Here is a 16,754-nt window from a genome sequence, read left to right on the forward strand (position 1 = left end):
CGCCTCGCGCCGGCCGCGCCGTTGCGAGGGCGACGCGGCGCGATGAGCGAATCCCTGCTGGACCTCGCGCCCGCGCCTGCGCGCGCGGCGCCGCCCGCTTCGCCTGCCGCCCGTCGTCTGCTGGCGGCTGTGGCCGGCGGCGGCTCGGCCTGGTGGTGGCCGCGGCGCGCGCGCATCGGCGAGGACGGTTTGCTCGTCCCTTTGCGCGCATGGCGCGGCGCGCGTGCGGCGCGCCGCATCGGCGCGGCCTTGCACGACGCGCGTCTGGCGCCCTGGCTGCGTTTTCTCGATGCGCTCGATCGCGATTGCGCCGCGCTGGCGCGCGCGCATGCGCGACGCGTGGCGCCGTCCGCGCTGGCGCTCGACAACGGCGAGTTGCATGCGCCGGTGCTCGACCTCGCCCTGCATTGGTGCCTGGCGCCGCGCCGCCCGCGCCTGGAAGCGCGCCTGCGCGCTCTGCGCGAGCGCCACCGTGAGTTCCTGGCCTTGTTCCTGCGCCGGCTGCGGCGCGATCTGCGCAGCGGCGCGCTGCAGCGGCAGGCCGGGGCCGACGGCCGCGTCGCGGCGTTGTGGGCGCATCCGGAAGAAACCCACCACGGTGGCCAGCGGGTGCTGCGTGCGACCTGGGACAACGGCGTCGCCCTGGCCTACAAGCCGCGGCCGGCCGATGCCGAAATCGCCTTCCTCGGCGCCGACGGCGTATTCGCCTGGATCAATGGCCTGCGCGGCGGCCCCGCTGCGCTGCGGCTGCCGACACTGAACAGTTTTCATGGCGATGGCCGCGATCGCGACTATCTGTGGCAGGAGTGGATCGGCGCGCCGCCCGGCTACGGCCGCGTGCGCGGCGGGCCGCTGCGCGCCGTACGCTTGAGCCGGTCCCGGGCGCGACGTCTGTGGCGCGACGCCGGCGCATTGGCCGGCGCCTGCTTCGGCTTCGGCCTGGTCGACCTGGGGCCGGGCAATGTGGTCTGCGGCCTGCGCCGCGGTCGCCCGCAGTTGTTGCCGGTCGACCTGGAGGTCTGTCTGTTTCCGGTCCAGGGCCTGGAGGACACCGGCCTGACCGTCGGCGACCGCGACCGCGGCCGCTATCCGGCCGGGTTCGAGCGCGATCCCGGGCGCGGCGACAGCGAAGGCCCGGACTGGGCGTTCTTCGATGCCGACGACGGCTCGGCGCGATTGTGCGCGGTGGCGCGGCCCTGGCGGCGCGAGAGCGCGCCGGGGCTGGTCGCCGATCGCGACGGCCGGGTCGGCTACGGCGCCTATGCGCCCGATTTCCTGCGCGGCTTGTTCGATCTGTGGATGCGCATCCATTGTCATCGGGACGCGCTGGGCGCCGCCGTGGGGGGACGATTGCGCGGGCGCCTTACCCGGGTGTTGTTGCGGCCGACCCCGGCGTACGCCGAGGCCTTGGATCCGTTCGCCGGTGCCGCACCGGACCTGCGCGGCTATGTCGCCGCCGAGCGCGCGCAGCTGCGCCGCGGCGACGTGCCGTACTTCTACACCCGGCTCGACCGGCCGGCGCCGTTGCTGACCTTGCCGCCGCCCCCCGGGACGCCGCACGCCGTCGCCGGGCGCTTGCCGCATCCGCGCGCGCAGCTCAATCCGCAGCCGGCGCGCGCGCGCGGCGAGGGGTTCGGGTTGCTCGATCTGGCGGTCGCGGCGCGCGACGCGATCGCCCACGTGATGGCCGATCTGAGCGCGGCGCACGGCGTCTGCGGCGAATTGCACGAACCGCGCCTGGGCGTGCGCCTGCAATGGTGGGGTGCGCAGGACGGCGAGGCGTGTTTCGACTGGGCCCGGCAGGACCGCCGGGTGATCTGCCGCTGGCAGGGCGAGCAGGTCGGCCTGCGGGTGGAGGCCTTGGCGGCGCCGGCCGAGCCCGCTGCGCCGCAAGACGACGCCGAGGCGATGGCCGCGCGCCTGCTGCGCATCGACCGCATCGACGCGGCCCTGCGCACGCCCTGGACCGACGGCGGTTTCGCCGATCCGGCATTGGAGGCCAGGCTGGACGCGCATGTGCGGGAATCGATGGCATGGTTGCAGGCGGTGGTCGATCGTCACGGTTGGCCCGGACGCACCCTGGTCGGCGAGGCCGCGGCCGCGGCGGCCTGCCGCCTGCTGCAACATGCCGACGGACCGCGGGCGTTTCAGGACCGTTGCCTGCGGCTGATCGCGGCGGCCGCGCGCGCCGGCGACATGGCACTGCGCGAACTGGCCTATCTGACCGACGCCCTGCGCGTGCAGCGCGGGCGCAAGCAGCGCTACGGCACCAAGTTCCGGCGGCGCGGGCAGGGGTTCGAGCCTTGTCCGATCGAGCGCCCGGGCCAGGTCGACCACCGCCGCCTGGCGATGGGACTGGAGCCGTTGGCCGAGTACGCCGAGCGCATCCGGCGCCAGTTCGCGGCGGCGCGCGGATGAGCGCGCCGATCGACTGGAGCGGCTTGCGCGCGCACTGGGGGCGTCGCGCCTGCCGCTTGCCGGGCGCTGCGCCGGCGTTGGATCCGGTCCGGGCCTACGCGCTGGTGCGCCGCGCGGCGCAGCCGTTCCGCGCGGGCACGCGCTTTCTGGCTTTGCCGGACGTGCGTTTCTACGTAGACGGCGGTTGGATGCGCGCGCCGGGCGATCTGTTGCCCGGCGCCGAAGACGCCGATCCGGCCGGATACGCGCAGCGGGTGCGGGCGCGGCTGGACGGGCGCCGATTCCAGTTGCGGGTGACCCAGCCGCTGTTTCTCGATTACGAACTCTGGGCGCAGGCGCGCGCGGCCCTGGCCGGTTTGTTCGCGCAGGTCGGTCAGCCGAGTCTGGCGTTGACCGCGACCTTGTGGCTGGGCGACGCCGATGCCGCCACGCGCGGGCCGCAAGTCGAGCCGGCCGCGGCGAGTCTGCGCCTGCCGCTGTTGGGCGGTTGCCTGGCGCGTTGCCGCCGCACCCGTCCGCGCGCGGCAGGCGCGGCGGGGCGGACGCTGTGCGCCGATGCGGGCGAGGCGCTGTACTGGCCGGCGGGCCATTGGGTCGAAGAGGCCGATCGGGGCACGACGCTCGGACTGGCGGTGAGCATTCCGGTCGGCGGCGAAGAAGCGGCGGTAGCGGTCAAGGACCTGTTGGCCGACCTGGTCGACGCCGAACTCGGCACGCAGGCCGAAGTCGCCATGCTCGACTATCCGCCACGTGCGCGCGGCCGCGATGCGATCGCGCCCTTGCGCGCGGTCGCCGCGCAGATGCGCAGCGCGGTGGCCGGCGGCGCGCTGGAGCGCGCGTTGCGCGCCAGTTGGGCTGCGCGCGCCAGCGCGGCCGGCCTGGAACCGCCACCGCCGCCGCGCGCGGACGATGCGCTGAGGCCGGCCGACCGCGTCCGCCTGGACCGGCGCAGCCCCCTGCTGCGGCTGGCCGAGGGCGCGCAAGAGTGGTGGGCCGTCAACGGCCATGTGTTCTCGGTGCCGGTGCATCCGCGGGCGCAGGCGCTGTGGCGGGCGTTGCACGAGCCGGCCGCGGCGACGGTCGCGCAGCTGTGCGCAGGGCCGCGCCGGCGCATCGACCCGGGGGCGCTGGCCTTGTTGCAGCGCTTGCACGATCTGCGTGCGCTGCAGTGCGAGCGGGCATCGGCATGAACGGCCCCTTCGTGCTGCCGCCGCAGGCGCCGATCGAGCGCGACGCGTTGGACTGGGACACGTTCGCGGGCGAAGACTGGGACCGGCGCCCGGTGCTGTTCAAGGGCGTGCTCGATCGCGCGGGCCCGTTTCGCCTCGACGAGGTCTATCGCAGCGCCCTGGTGGCGACCCGGCGCAGCCGCGCGCGCCTGCCGGGCGATCCGGACAATGCGGTGGTGACCTTGGACCGCTTGCAGCAACTCGATCCTGCGCCGTGGATGCCGCAGGCCGCGGACGGTTCGTTGGCCGGCTATCGGCGGCGCATGCTCGACACGCTCGGCGCGCGCCGCTACGCCCTGGTGATCAGCGCCTTTCATTCCTTCCACCGGCCGTTGTGGCGGCGCGAGCGCGCATTCTTCGCGCCGCTGTGGCGACGCACCGGCTTGCCGTTGACCGGGGCGATCACGACCTTGTTCCACGGCAACTACGAGTCGACGCCGGTCGGCGTGCACCGCGATCGCTTCGCCACCTTCATGGTGCCGGTGGAAGGCCGCAAGCGCATGCGCTTCTGGGCGCAAAAGCCGTGGACCGAGGCGGTGTCGACCTTGCCCGACTACCGCGCGCATCTGGCGACCTCGTTCCTGGTCGAGGCCGGCCCCGGCGACCTGCTGTACTGGCCGGCCGACTATTACCACGTCGGCGAGAGCGTCGGCGGCGGCGTCTCGACCAGCGTCAACATCGGCATACCGCGCACCGAGCACCGGCCGGTCTACGACCTGGAGGACCTGCTGGTCGAGATAGGCGACGCCGCATCCCTGGTCGATCCGGCCGCGCCGCTGCTGCGCGCGCGCATGCCGGCCGGGGTGGCGGCGCTGTGGGACGCTGCCGCGCCCGCGCCGGGGCATTTGCCGCCGCAGTTGCCGCCGGCCCTGGAGGCGGCGCTGGGCTTGCTTCGCGCCGCGGCGCAGGCGCCGGCGCTGGCCGCGCGGGTGGGCGCGGTGTCGTTGCAGCGCTGGTCGGCCGGCGGTTTCGAGCCGGTGCCGCCGTTGCGGCGCGTCGCTCGGCCGCCGGCATCGGCGCGGCTGGCGCTGCGGCCCGACAGCGTGGTGTTGCAGCGGCGCGAGCGCGGCGGCTGGCGTTTCGCCGCCGACGGCCACGGCCTGCGCCTGGACGGCGATGCCGCCGCGGCGCGGGCGCTGCTGGCGCGGCTGCGCGCGGGCGGCGCCCTCGGCCCGGCCGAGGCCGTGCGCGATGCGAGCCGTCGCGGCCGCGGCGAACGCGAGAGCGTGCTGCGCTGGCTGCTGGCGACCGGCGCGCTGCAAGTGCGGCGCGGCCGCGAATAATTTTCCGATCGGGAAAATCCGGCGCCGTGACCGCCGTTTGCGGCCGCTGTGACGGGTATTCGCGCGCCGCCGTGCGCGCGGTCGGACCCCGCGCGGCCGTTCAGCCGGACAGCCGGTGCGGCTGCGCCTCGCGCGGGGCTTCGATCGCGTAACGGTTCGACAGCGCTGCGCGCAGATGGTTTTCGTTGCCCGAACACACTGCGAGCAGACGGCAGGGGCCGGGCGCGGCGGCGATGTAGGCGTGGCCCATGGAGCTGTCGAAGTAGATCGAATCGCCGACCTCCAGGCGCATCGGTGCATACAGCTCGCTGTGCATCTCGACGCAGCCTTCCAGTACCAGCGCGAACTCTTCGCCGGCGTGGCGGATCAATTCGCCGAACTCGTCCAGGCTGCGCGCATGCACGTCGACGATGATCGGCACCAGCCGTTTGTTGAGCAGTTCCGAAGCCGGATATCGATGATCGTAATGCTCGCTGCGGATCGCATAGCCCTCGCCGGCGCGGGTGATGCTGCGGCGGCCGGCGAACTGGTCGCTGCCGCTCGCCGCCGGCGCCGCGAACAGTTCGCCGATGTCGACTTCCAAGCCCTGCGCGATGCGGGTGAGCTTGTCGAAACTCAGCGACATCTTGCCGTTTTCGATCTTCGACAAAGTGGAGATCGGCAGGCCGGTGCGCGCGCCGATCTCGGCCAGCGTCCAGCCGCGCTGCCGCCGCAGCGCGCGCAGCGCGACGCCGGGATTGTGGGCGCTGGGAGCGACGGCGGTTACGTGCTTGCTGCGCATGGCGGGCATGGGAGCGGCCGTAAAGGTTGCCTGCAACGACTCTAGGCGCGCCGCGGGGGCCTTGCCAAGCGGGGGACGGCCCCGTCGCATGCAGGCAAAAGCGATTTTGCGAAAGGCGAAATGCGCGCGCAGCGCGAACGCAGGCGAGGGCCGCGCGCGCCGAGCGCGTACACTGCGCGCGGCGTTGCGAACGGTTTCTGATCGCCATCACATCGCGTCGCGGGCCGGAGGGCTCCGCACGGATCTTGGCGCCGAGGGCTTGCGGGGGACGAATGAAGGCGAGAGCGAACAAGAGCGGTTGGCTGGCGGCGCTGCTGGCGGCCGGGTTGTGCGGGGCCGGGGTCTGGGCGCAGCCCGCGCCGCGGCCGGTGGACCCGGCCGAAGTGCGGCCCGACCCGCCGCCGATGTCCGCCGACGCGCCGGCGCCGGCCGCGCCCGGTGCCTTCCCTGCCGCGACCATGCCGGTGCCGTTGCGCACATCGCCGGTCGAGGCGCGCATCGCACCTGCCGCCCCGGCCGAGGCGATCGATCCGCAGGCGCTGGCGCTGGACGTGATCCCGGCGCCGAAAGCCGGCGCGGCGCGAGCGCCGGTCCTGATCGAGCTGCCGCCGCCGATCGAGCTGCCGGCGGCGTTGGCCGAGCCTGCGGCGGCCGACGGGGCAATCCTGCTCGAGCCCGGTACGCGCCTGCCGGCGCCGGCGGTGAGCGCGGCCGACCTGGAGGCCTACGTCGACGGCCTGGTGCCGTCCGCGCTGGCGCGCGGCGGCCTGGCCGGTGCGGTGGTCGTGGTGGTGCGCGACGGCCGGACTCTGCTGTCCAAGGGCTACGGCTATTCGGACCTCGCCCGGCGCCGGCCGATGGACCCGGCGCGCACCCTGGTGCGGCCGGGCTCGGTGTCCAAGTTGTTCGTCTGGACCGCGGTGATGCAATTGGTCGAACAGGGCCGGCTCGATCTCGATGCCGACGTCAACCGATACCTGGACTTCCGTATCCGCGACTACGCCGGCCAGCCGGCGACGTTGCGCCAGTTGATGACCCACAGCGCCGGTTTCGAGGAATCGACCAAGCATCTGTTCGCGCGCGACGCGGCGCACTTGCAGCCGCTCGGGCGCTATCTGCGCGAAGTGCAGCCGCAGCGGATCTATCCGCCCGGCCGGGTGCCGGCCTATTCCAACTACGGCGCGGCGTTGGCCGGTTACATCGTCCAGCGCGTGTCCGGACTGCCGTTCGACGACTACGTCGAGCGCCGCATCCTGGCGCCGCTGGGCATGCGCCATTCCAGTTTCCGCCAGCCGCTGCCGAAGGGGCTGGCGGCGGACCTGGCCCAGGGGTATGCGACGGCCGGCGGACCGCCGATCGGCTTCGAGTACGTCAATCCCGCGCCCGCCGGCAGCCTGTCGGCGACCGCGCAGGACATGGCGGCGTTCATGAACGCCCAGCTCGGTGCGGGCCGTTACGGCGATGCCGTGCTGTTGCAGCCGCACAGCGTGCAGCGACTGCACGCGGCAAACTGGCGGCCGATCGCCGGCCTGGACGCGATCGGGTTGGGCTTCTTCCGTCGCGACGGGCGCGGCCCGTTGGCGATCGGCCATGGCGGTGCGACCGAGGCCTTCCAGAGCATGCTGGTGCTGTTGCCGGAGCACGGCGTCGGCTTGTTCGTCTCCGCCAGCGGTCCGGGACGCGCCGGCCGCGCGCTGCACCGCGACTTGGTGGACGGCGTGATCCGGCGCTACTTCCCCTCGTCGGCGCCGGCGCGGCCGACCCTGGCCACCGCGCGCCTGCACGGCGAACAGATCGCCGGGCATTACGAGAACAGCCGCAGCTCGGCGAGCAACTTCCTCGCCATCGCGCGCTTGCTCGGAGGCGCGAGCATCCGTGTCCACGACGACGCCACGGTCAGCGTGTCGACCCTGCGCACGACGGACGGCCGGCCCAAGCGCTGGCGCGAGGTCGGCCCCTATCTGTGGCAGGAGGTGGGCGGCGACAGCCTGCTGGCGGCCAAGCTGCGCGGTCAGCAAGTGATCGCGGTGAGCAGCGACGACGTGCCGGCGGCGATGTGGCTGCAGCCGGTGCCGGCCTGGCGCTCGCCGGCGTGGGTGCTGCCGGTGCTGGGGCTGGCATTCGCGCTGCAATTGGCGGCTGTAGTGCTGTGGCCGGTCGCCGCGCTGGTGCGCCGGCACTTGCGCCGTGGGCTGGGCCTGGACGCGCGGGCGCTGCGCTGGCGCCGTTGGCTGCAGGCCGGCGTCGTCGCCAACGTCGCGCTGGTGTCGCTGTGGGCGTGGATCCTGGCCCGCATCGAGTCCTCGGTGCGGATGCTGGACGGCGGCCTGGACGGTTGGCTGCGTCTGGCGCAGGCGCTGGGGCTGATGAGCGTCGCGACGGCGACGGTCGCCGTGTTGTATGCGCACCGGTTGTGGCGCTCGCCACCGCATCGCCTGCGACGAGCGTGCGCGGTGGCGATCGCGCTGGCGTGCGCGGCGACGGTCTGGGCGGTGTTCGCGTTGAAGACGGTGACGCCGGCGCTGGTCTATTGAGTCCTCGCCGCAGGAGGCGGGCGCAAGCCGCGCCCCCTGCGATTGCGTCGCGCCTTGGCACTGGCCCCTGCAGGAGCGGCGCAAGCCGCGACCGCGGGACGCGCAGAGAAATCAACGCCTTCGCCATCAATCGAAGCTCGAAACCCTCGCGGGGTAGGAGCGGCGCAAGCCGCAACCGCGCGCGCTCCCGCTCGCCGCGTCTTTTTCCTTGGCCCCTGTAGGAGCGGCGTAAGCCGCGACCACGGGACGCGCAGAGAAATCAACGCCTTCGCCATCAATCGAAGCTCGAAACCCTCGCGGCGTAGGAGCGGCGCAAGCCGCGACCGCCATCCTTCACTCTCGCCGCGTCTTAGTCCGGGGCCTCCTGTAGGAGCGGCGTAAGCCGCGACTGCGCTCGTGCGGTCTCGCGGCGTTTGTCGTTCGAAGGCCTCTGAGGCTTTAAGACGCAAAGCGCAAAGCCAAGCTTCCGTCCGCAAGCGGCCGGGTCACTTTCTTTGTCCAGGGCGACAAAGTCCTACTGGATTTCCTTCGGTCAAAAGTAACCAAAGAAAACGCCATGGCTGTTTCGGATCAAGAGCCACTATGGTTCGGAACTTGCGCAGGGCTGCTCCGCACAGGCCCTCCCTGGCCTGGCTGCGCACGGCCCGCCTCCCTGTGGGCCGCCCTTCGGGGCTTGAGGGCGTTCTCGCAAGATCGATGCGGCGCCAAGCTCTTTACGGCAACGGCAACGGCAACGGCAACGGCAACGGCAACGGCAACGGCAAGAGCCGCATCGCAGCTGTTGGGGTAGGAGCGGCGCGAGCCGCGACCGCCATGCGCCGATCTCGCGGCGATCCCTGGTAGGAGCGGCGTAAGCCGCGACCGCCGGAGCCGTGCGATACCAGGTGGGTTCTCGAAGCTCGAACTTGCGGGAGACGTGTCCGGTGGGCCGGGCTTCGGCGGCATGAGTTTGCGTGCGTAATTTCGGTTGGTCGAGGTTTGCGCTGCTCCTACAGGCGGACCGCAGCGAAAACGACGAAGGCCGCGGTTCGCGCCGCGGCCTTCGTCCGGCGTTTGCGGGCCGGGTCGTTCAGCGCTTGCTCTGTTGCGGCACGAACTCCTCGCGCACCGCCTGGCCGAGCAGGCCCGGCGGCAGCAGGCCCTGGTCGAGCAGGAAGTTGTTGAACTTGAGCCGGTCGAAGCGGTCGCCGAGCTTGAGTTCGGTTTCCATGCGCAGCTCCAGGATCCGGCTGTAGCCGTAGAAGTAGCTGCCGGCCTGGCCCGGTGCGTTGAACATGTAGCGGTCCAGTTCCTGCTTGGTCATCGCCTCGGAGAAGCCGACCTGCTCGGACAGCACCTTGCCGGCGCTGGCGCGGTCGGTCAGGCCGAGGTTGAGCATCGGGTCGAGGATGGCGCGGGCCGCGCGCAACAGGCGGAACTGCAGCGCAATCAGCTGACCGTCGAGCGGCTCGTACGGCACCATCTCGGCTTCGGCGTACAGCGCCCAGCCTTCGACGTTGACCGAGTTGAACGCGAACATGGTGCGCGCCAGCGACACGCCGCGCTCGACCATGGCGGTGAATTGCAATTCATGGCCCGGGCGGCCTTCATGCGCGGACAGGGTCCAGGCCGCCGACTCGTAATTGAAATCGTCGTACTGCAGCGCCTTGCCGCCGGGGCTGGGCACCGCCACGGGCAACACGAACTGGCCCTGCTGGCCGGTGTTGCCGACCAGCGGCGCGGGCAGGAAGTGCGGCGCCGGTTGCGCGGCGGACTCGGCCTCGCTGCCCAGGCGCATCACCATCGGCCGCTGCGGCACGTCGACGATCTGCTCCTTGCGGATGATCGGGTCGATCGCGTCGATGATCTTGCGGTAGCGCGGCTCGAGCTGATCGTTGGGGATGGTGTCCTGCTTCAACGCGCGGATCACCGCCACGTAATCGTGCGGGTCGGCCACCTTCAAGCCCTTGGCCTGGGCCACCAGCGGCGCGAGCTGGCGCATCGCCGCGCGGGTTTCCATGAACTCGACCTGGGCGCGGCGGATCAGCAGCTGCGGGTCGACGTCGATGCCGTACTGCTTGAGCGAATAGGCGTACAGCTCCGGCGGCAGGCGCGCGTCGCTGCGCGCCTTGGGCAGCACTGCCGTGCGGGTCCATTGGCCGTACTCGCGCAGCTGGGTCTCCATCGCCTTCAGCGCCGGCTCGGCGCCTTCGACCTTGTACTTCTCGAACAGCTTGCGGATGCCGGCGACGTAGGTGTCGACATTGCCCAGCGCCTGATCGACCTCGAGCTTGGTCGGTTGCAGCAGGTTCTTGTCGGCCAGGCGCTCTTCGTAGCGCTGGCGCGCCAGCACGGTCAGCGGCTGGCTGCCCGGGGCCAGGCCGACGTAGGCCTGCAGGCGTTCGAGCGCGCGGGCGCGGCGCTCCGGCGGGGTCTGGTCGGAGAGCAGGGCGCGCATGCCCGAGAACACCGTCTGCGGCGCATCGAACCACGGCAGGACCAGGCGTTCGTTGAGCGCGCTGCCTTCGATGTTGTCGCTGGCGGCCTGGATCAGGATCTCCAAGTCCTGGCGCACGTTGGGATCGCGCTCGGTCGCCAGCTTGGCCTGCAGCTCGCGCTTGGCCTCGGCCATCGCGGCGCGGAAACGCTTGCCGACCTCGGGCTTGAGGTCGCTGACCTTGTCGTCGTAGCCGGGCACGCCGAAGAACGACATCTGCTCGGGCGAGAACTGGCCCTGGGCCTTGATCAAGATCTGGGTGTATTCGTTGCTCTGGGTCACCCAGGCCGGGGCCGGCTTGGCGGCGGGAGCGGCCGCAGCGGGAGCGGCGTCGGCGGCGTGGGCGAGGATGGGCGCGGACAGCGCCAGGGCGACGGCGAGGACGAGCGGCTTCATGGGCGGTCCCGGTGGATGATTGCCGGCCAGCATCGGCGCTGGCCCGACCCCAGCCAAGCGCCGAAGGTCATGCGTGCGATGGCCCGCTCGTTTCCCCGCGCGAACCCCTGCAGGAGCGGCGTCCCACGGGACTTGCTCCGGTCCTCAGCCGCGATCAACCGCGGCGCCGCACGCAAGCGCAGCCGTCGAGCCTGGGGGCTCGGTTTCGCCCTGGGAAAAATTGGCTTACCCAAGCCGCGCGGTATGTCACCGTTTTGATGGCCGTCGCTCGCGCCGCTCCCACACGAGCAGCCCACCGCTTATGCCAATCCCCCATCCCGAATCCCTAATCCCCGCCCTCAAGCAAATCGATGTTCTCGTGGCTGTCGTCGATATCGACCTGCATCACCCGGTAGTCCCAGGCGCGGTCGCGGTAGGTGCCTTCGACTTGCACATCGGCCTTGCCGCGCGGACCGCGGACGAAGATGAACAACTGTGCGGCGCCGCCGTCCTTCTGCTCGACCGCGCCGAGGATGGTGCCGGTGGGTTCGATGGGCTGGCCCAGGGCGGCGATCGCGCGCGGGTGGGATTGAGTGCGCCGCATCGCCTCGCGGTAGGGCTCGGAGTCCTTCATCGACGACATGAACAGGTACATCATCCCCAGCCCCACCGCGCCCGACAACGCGATCATCAGCACCAGGCTGAGGATCAGCAGCAGGATCCAATGCCGCTGGACCCAGGGTTTTTCGGCGGCGCGGGCGGGGCGGGGAGCGTTCATGCAGTCGATTCCGTTCGTTGCGTGGGCGTGTGGTCAGCGCTTGAGGCAGCGGTCGAAGAAGTCTTCGGTCAGGCGGTAGCGATGCAGGGCATCGCGGCCGCGCAGCCCGTGCTTGGCGCCAGGATAGGTCATCAACTCGAACGGCTGGCCGCGCTGCTGCAGCGCGCTCATCAGCACGGTGGAGTTGCTGAACAGCACGTTGTCGTCGGCCATGCCATGGATCAACAACAACTTCGAGCGCAGGCCGTCGAGGTGTTCGAGCACGCGGCCTTCGCGGTAACCGTCCGGATTGTTCTTCGGCAGGTCCATGTAGCGCTCGGTGTAGTGCGTGTCGTACAGGCCCCAGTCGGTGACCGGCGCGCCGGCGGCGCCGCAGGCGTACTGGTCGCTGGCCTTGGCCAGCAGCATCAGCGTCATGTAGCCGCCGTTGGACCAACCGTAGACCCCGATCTTGGCGCCGTCGACCCAGGGCTGCGACTTCAGCCACTTCACCCCCTCCAGCTGGTCGGCCACTTCGACCGTGCCCTGTTGGCGGTACAGCGCGCCGCCGAAGGCCGCGCCGCGGCGCGGAGTGCCGCGGTTGTCGATCGAGAACACCACATAACCCTGCTGGGCCAGGTACTGGTTGAAGTCCGGCGTCCAGGTGCGCTTGACCGTCTGCGTGGCCGGGCCGCCGTAGACGTACACCACCACCGGATAGCGACGGGCCGGGTCGAAGCCGGTCGGCTTGATCAGGCTGTAATGCAGTGCGGTCCGGCCGTCGGCGGCCGGGATCGTGCCGAACTCGGTCGGCCGCTGCGCCGCGCGATAGGGCGCGAACGGATGCTCGGGGTCGGCGAGATCGTTGTCGATCAGCGCCGCGATGCGGCTGCCGTCGTTGCGGTAGAGCTCCAACTGCGGCGGCGTGGTCGGGTTCGACCAGGCGTCGACATAGACGCTGGCGTTGTCGGCGAAGCTCGGCGAGTGATAGCCCTCGGCCTGGGACACGCGCTCGATCGCGCCGCCGGCCAGCGGAACGCGGTAGATCTGGCTGTCCAACGGCGAGTCCTTGCCGGCGGCGAAGTACACCTGGCCGGCGGCCTGGTCGACCGCCAGCAGGCTGTCCACCGGCCATTCGCCCGAGGTCAGCGCGGTGGCCTCGCGGCCGTCCTCGGACAGCAGGTACAGGTGCTCGTAGCCGCTGCGCTCGCTGTTCCACAGGATCCGGCCGTCCTTGAGGAAGCGCAGGTCGTTGTGCAGCGGCACCCAGGTCTTGCTGGTCTCGGTGACCAGCACGCGCTGCTTGCCGCTGCTCAGCTCGGTTTCGATCAGCTCCAGGGTGTGCTGGTCGCGCGACTGGCGCTGGAAGGTCAGGCGCTGCGGATCGCGCCAGTCGACCCGGGCCAGGTAGATGTCCGGGTTCTTGCCCAGGTCGACTTCGCGCGGCGCGCCGCCGCGGCGGCCGATCGGGGCGACGCGCAACGACACGCGCACGTTGGGGTCGCCGGCGGCCGGGTAGCGCTGTTCGATCACGTCGGTGCGGTCGGGGTAGACCTCGTAGCGTTTCTGGATCGGCACCGGGGATTCGTCGATGCGCGCATAGGCGATCGCCGAATCGTCGGGCGCCCACCAGTAGCCGGTATGGCGGTCCATTTCCTCGTCGGCGACGAACTCGGCCACGCCGTTGCCGATGGTGTCGCTGCCGTCGGAGGTGAGCCGGGTCGCCTTGCCGTCGGCGAGGTCGATCACCCACAGGTCGCGGTCGCGCACGAAGCTGACATAGCCGCCCTTGGGCGAGAGCTTGGGATCGGTGGCGAAGCCCTCGCCGTGGGTCAGCTTGCGCACCGCGGCCTTGCCGCTCTTGCTCAGATCGTACAGGTACAGCTCGCCGCCGAGCGGAAACAGCAGGCGCTTGCCGTCCGGCGACCATTGGTAGTCGACGATGCCCGACAGCGCGGCGATGCGCTGGCGTTCGCGGCGCGCTTTCTCGGCGTCGCTGAGCACTTCCTCGCCCGGCAGCACGTCGTCGGAATCGACCAGCAACCGGGTCTTGCCGCTGGCGATGTCGTAGGCCCACAGGTCGAGCCGGTTCTTGTCGCGCTGCTTGCCGCGCAGGAAACCGACCCGGCTGCCGTCCGGCGCGATCTTCGGCTTGACCAGGCTCGGCCCCGACAGCGGCGCGTCGCCGGTCAGCGCTTCCAGGGTCAGGCGGCCGTCGCCGGTGGCCGGGGCGGCGGGAGCGGCGAGCACGGGGGGGGCGGTCAGCGACATGGCGAGCAGGCAGAAGGCGAGGCGGGACAGGCGCGGTTTCATGCGGGCGAAAGTTCCGGTGCGGGCGTAGAGCGCGCCGTCAGGGCGTCGGCGCGGGCGTGCCGAACAGATGCTTGCGCATCTCGTCGGTCATGGTCTTGTCGGCGCGGTACGCCTTGCCGATCTCGTAAGCGCGCACGAACGCCGGCCGCGCGGCCAGCGTTTCGTACCAACGCCGGACGTTCGGGTAGCGGGCCAGGTCGACGTGATGCCATTCGTGTTCGCGGGTCCAGGGGTGGCAGGCGAAATCGGCGATGCTGAGTGTATCGGCGGCGACGAACTCTCGCCCGGCCAGGCGCCGGTCCAGCACTCCGTACAGGCGCTCGGTCTCGCGTTGGTAACGGTCGATGGCATACGGAACCTTTTCCGGGGCGTAGCGGTTGAAGTGATGGTTCTGGCCCAGCATCGGGCCGTAGCCGCCGACCTGCCAGAACAGCCACTCGGCGATCTCGACCCGGTCGCGTGCGGTTTCGCCGCCGTAGCGGCCGGTCTTTTCCGCCAGATACTGCAAGATCGCCCCGGATTCGAACACGCTCAGCGGCGCGCCGCCGCCGGCCGGGGCGTGGTCGACGATCGCCGGCATGCGGTTGTTGGGCGAAATGCGCAGGAAATCGGGCTTGAACTGGTCGCCGGCACCGATGTCGACCGGCTTGATCGAGTACGCCAGGCCGGCGCCGTCGGCGTTGGCTTCTTCCAGCAACAGGGTGATTTTGTGGCCGTTGGGGGTCGGCCAGTAGTGCAGGTCGATCATGGGGGATGACTCCGCTGGCAAAGGCCGCAGTGTAAGTGCGGTCCGGCGCGCGGGGCCGGCTTGCCGATGGAATGGCGTGTGCCGCCGGCCGCCCCCGGGGCGCCCCGACATGACGGCGGGCCTCGTCGCGGGCTACTCTTGGGCGCTGTATCTGTCTGATTTCACGAGTAACCCATGTCCGATCCCAAGATCAACCGACTCAATCCCCTGCCGGCCCTGATCTTCAGCTCGCGCTGGCTGCAGTTGCCGCTGTACCTGGGCCTGATCGTCGCCCAGGGCGTGTACGTATTCCAGTTCGTGCGCGAACTGATCCATCTGGTGCACGACGCCGCCACGCTGACCGAGCAGTCGATCATGCTGATCGTGCTCGGCCTGATCGACGTGGTGATGATCTCCAACCTGCTGGTGATGGTGATCGTCGGCGGCTACGAGACCTTCGTCTCGCGCCTGCGCCTGGAGGGCCACCCGGACCAGCCGGAATGGCTGAGCCACGTCAACGCCAGCGTGCTCAAGGTCAAGCTGGCGATGGCGATCATCGGCATCTCCTCGATCCACCTGCTCAAGACCTTCATCGGCGCCGGCGACCTGGGTTTGCCGCTGTGCGGCACGCCGCAGGCTTTCGCGGCCGCCCAGGCCGCGGCCGCGGCGACCGCCAACGGCGTGGCCAACGCCACCGCCAACTGCAGCAAGCTGACCGAGCAGGGCGTGATGTGGCAGGCGCTGATCCACTTCCTGTTCATCATTTCGGCGATCGGCATCGCCTGGACCGACAAGCTCATGAGCAGCGCCGCGCACAGCAAGCCGGCCAAGGCGCACTGAGTCTCGCCGGCGGCGCGCCGCGACCGGCGCGCCGCACCATTCAAGGCGCTGCCGCCGGCGCGCGCATGATCGCCGCGCGCAGGCGCGCCGCGTCGGCGCGCGGCGACAGCCGCAGGCGACCGTCTTCGACCTCCAGGCCGAGCGCCCGATAGCTCGCCGCCTGCGAAGGAAACTCGCGCAGCGCGGCGTGGCGCCGATACAGGCGCGCGAACACGCCCTCGCCGCCGGCGCGGTCCAGCGCGGCGACGAACTGCTGCGCGCTCAGTTCGGCCTGGCCGTCGAGGCAGCAGCGCGCATAGCGCGCCAGCACCCGGTCCAGGCTGCTGCCGTGGTCGCGGCGCAGGATCACGTCGGCGTCCAGCCAGTAGGCGGCGCCGGCCCAGTACACGCGCATGGTGCTGCCGCGATCGCGACCGATCGCGTCCATGCGCGCGCCGGGGCCGACCCGGCGTCCGCGCGCGAAACCGGCTTCGAGCCGGCGCCAGGCCTCGTCGGCGCCGAGCAGGCCGGCGCGGGCGCGCAGCACGTTCTGGTAGTAGCTGGCCAGGCCCTCGGCCAGCCAGCGGCCGTCGTCGCCGAGGAAGGGGTGGAACAGATGGGAGAGTTCGTGCACCGCGGTCCAGTCCGCGCGCAGCTCGTCCAGCCCGGCATCGGCGCGCACGAACAGCAGCACCGCGACCTCGTCGCCGTCGCGCCGGGTCTGGCCCCAGGGCACCGGGCTGCGGTCGCGGCCCGGCGGCACCTCGCGGATGCGCACTTGCGCGCGCTCCAGCGGCAAGTGCCCGAATGCGGTCAGCGCGGCGCGCACGCATTCCTCCAGCCAGGTCTGCAGCAGCGCGGCGCGGACCGGGTCGGCGGCGTTCTCGACCGTGACCCGCAGGCGGCGCGCGCCGTCGCCAAACTCGCGTATGTCCTCGTGCACGTCTCCGTCCGCTGCCGCGGCTTGTGCGCACAGCGTCGCCGCGGCGAGCGCGACGGCCGCGAGACGGCGCAACCAGGGGGAACGGGACCGCATGACCGG

Annotated in this window: 11 protein-coding genes; 5 read left to right on the top strand and 6 right to left on the bottom strand. The window is 71.4% G+C overall.

Annotated features, from left to right (window positions below; all coding sequences use genetic code 11):
- Positions 1-42 precede the first annotated feature (42 nt).
- From V2J18_RS01285 to V2J18_RS01295, 3 genes are read left to right on the top strand one after another with little or no spacing between them, the layout of a single operon-like run.
- A complete protein-coding gene (locus V2J18_RS01285; protein WP_336130664.1) occupies positions 43-2,418 on the top strand; it encodes a DUF4135 domain-containing protein in 2,376 nt (791 codons plus the stop codon).
- Positions 2,415-3,608: a hypothetical protein gene (locus V2J18_RS01290; protein ID WP_336130665.1), complete on the top strand. Its 1,194-nt coding sequence runs from the start codon at positions 2,415-2,417 to the stop codon at positions 3,606-3,608. Before V2J18_RS01285 ends, V2J18_RS01290 begins: the two co-directional genes overlap by 4 nt.
- Entirely contained in the window at positions 3,605-4,930 is a 1,326-nt protein-coding gene (locus tag V2J18_RS01295) for a JmjC domain-containing protein (protein ID WP_336130666.1), read from the top strand. The genes V2J18_RS01290 and V2J18_RS01295 overlap by 4 nt, the downstream gene beginning before the upstream one ends.
- A 100-nt stretch (positions 4,931-5,030) precedes the next feature.
- On the opposite strand, the gene V2J18_RS01300 is transcribed toward V2J18_RS01295, so the two are convergent.
- The gene (locus V2J18_RS01300; RefSeq protein WP_186442626.1) at positions 5,031-5,720 is read right to left on the bottom strand and encodes a helix-turn-helix domain-containing protein; all 690 of its coding nucleotides are present in this window, start codon (positions 5,718-5,720) and stop codon (positions 5,031-5,033) included.
- Positions 5,721-5,983: 263 nt separating this feature from the next.
- Here V2J18_RS01300 and V2J18_RS01305 point away from each other — a divergent pair, with 263 nt between their 5' ends.
- Complete coding sequence (locus V2J18_RS01305; RefSeq protein ID WP_336130667.1) at positions 5,984-8,245, top strand: serine hydrolase domain-containing protein; 2,262 nt, start codon at positions 5,984-5,986, stop codon at positions 8,243-8,245.
- 1,069 nt (positions 8,246-9,314) lie between these two features.
- Here the strand turns inward: V2J18_RS01305 and V2J18_RS01310 are convergent.
- The 4 genes from V2J18_RS01310 to V2J18_RS01325 form a co-directional block, all read right to left on the bottom strand.
- Entirely contained in the window at positions 9,315-11,117 is a 1,803-nt protein-coding gene (locus tag V2J18_RS01310) for a DUF885 domain-containing protein (protein ID WP_336130668.1), read from the bottom strand.
- Between the two features lie 325 nt (positions 11,118-11,442).
- Complete coding sequence (locus V2J18_RS01315; protein WP_064746570.1) at positions 11,443-11,874, bottom strand: cytochrome c oxidase assembly factor Coa1 family protein; 432 nt, start codon at positions 11,872-11,874, stop codon at positions 11,443-11,445.
- 33 nt (positions 11,875-11,907) lie between these two features.
- Positions 11,908-14,124: a S9 family peptidase gene (locus V2J18_RS01320; RefSeq protein ID WP_425606092.1), complete on the bottom strand. Its 2,217-nt coding sequence runs from the start codon at positions 14,122-14,124 to the stop codon at positions 11,908-11,910.
- A gap of 79 nt (positions 14,125-14,203) precedes the next feature.
- Entirely contained in the window at positions 14,204-14,914 is a 711-nt protein-coding gene (locus V2J18_RS01325; protein ID WP_336130669.1) for a glutathione binding-like protein, read from the bottom strand.
- Between the two features lie 174 nt (positions 14,915-15,088).
- On the opposite strand from V2J18_RS01325, the gene V2J18_RS01330 reads away from it, so the two are divergent.
- Positions 15,089-15,733 (top strand): TIGR00645 family protein, encoded by a 645-nt coding sequence (locus V2J18_RS01330; RefSeq protein ID WP_064746568.1) that lies wholly within the window; start codon positions 15,089-15,091, stop codon positions 15,731-15,733.
- Between the two features lie 40 nt (positions 15,734-15,773).
- On the opposite strand, the gene V2J18_RS01335 is transcribed toward V2J18_RS01330, so the two are convergent.
- Entirely contained in the window at positions 15,774-16,748 is a 975-nt protein-coding gene (locus tag V2J18_RS01335; RefSeq protein ID WP_336130670.1) for a M61 family metallopeptidase, read from the bottom strand.
- Positions 16,749-16,754 lie beyond the last annotated feature (6 nt).

This window comes from Lysobacter firmicutimachus, from assembly GCF_037027445.1.
Lineage (GTDB): Bacteria > Pseudomonadota > Gammaproteobacteria > Xanthomonadales > Xanthomonadaceae > Lysobacter > Lysobacter firmicutimachus.

Coding starts and splice junctions, on each gene's coding strand:
- V2J18_RS01285 (WP_336130664.1), top strand. CDS start 43: ATGAGCGAATCCCTGCTGGACCTCGCGCCCGCGCCTGCGCGCGCGGCG.
- V2J18_RS01290 (WP_336130665.1), top strand. CDS start 2,415: ATGAGCGCGCCGATCGACTGGAGCGGCTTGCGCGCGCACTGGGGGCGT.
- V2J18_RS01295 (WP_336130666.1), top strand. CDS start 3,605: ATGAACGGCCCCTTCGTGCTGCCGCCGCAGGCGCCGATCGAGCGCGAC.
- V2J18_RS01300 (WP_186442626.1), bottom strand. CDS start 5,720: ATGCCCGCCATGCGCAGCAAGCACGTAACCGCCGTCGCTCCCAGCGCC.
- V2J18_RS01305 (WP_336130667.1), top strand. CDS start 5,984: ATGAAGGCGAGAGCGAACAAGAGCGGTTGGCTGGCGGCGCTGCTGGCG.
- V2J18_RS01310 (WP_336130668.1), bottom strand. CDS start 11,117: ATGAAGCCGCTCGTCCTCGCCGTCGCCCTGGCGCTGTCCGCGCCCATC.
- V2J18_RS01315 (WP_064746570.1), bottom strand. CDS start 11,874: ATGAACGCTCCCCGCCCCGCCCGCGCCGCCGAAAAACCCTGGGTCCAG.
- V2J18_RS01320 (WP_425606092.1), bottom strand. CDS start 14,124: ATGTCGCTGACCGCCCCCCCCGTGCTCGCCGCTCCCGCCGCCCCGGCC.
- V2J18_RS01325 (WP_336130669.1), bottom strand. CDS start 14,914: ATGATCGACCTGCACTACTGGCCGACCCCCAACGGCCACAAAATCACC.
- V2J18_RS01330 (WP_064746568.1), top strand. CDS start 15,089: ATGTCCGATCCCAAGATCAACCGACTCAATCCCCTGCCGGCCCTGATC.
- V2J18_RS01335 (WP_336130670.1), bottom strand. CDS start 16,748: ATGCGGTCCCGTTCCCCCTGGTTGCGCCGTCTCGCGGCCGTCGCGCTC.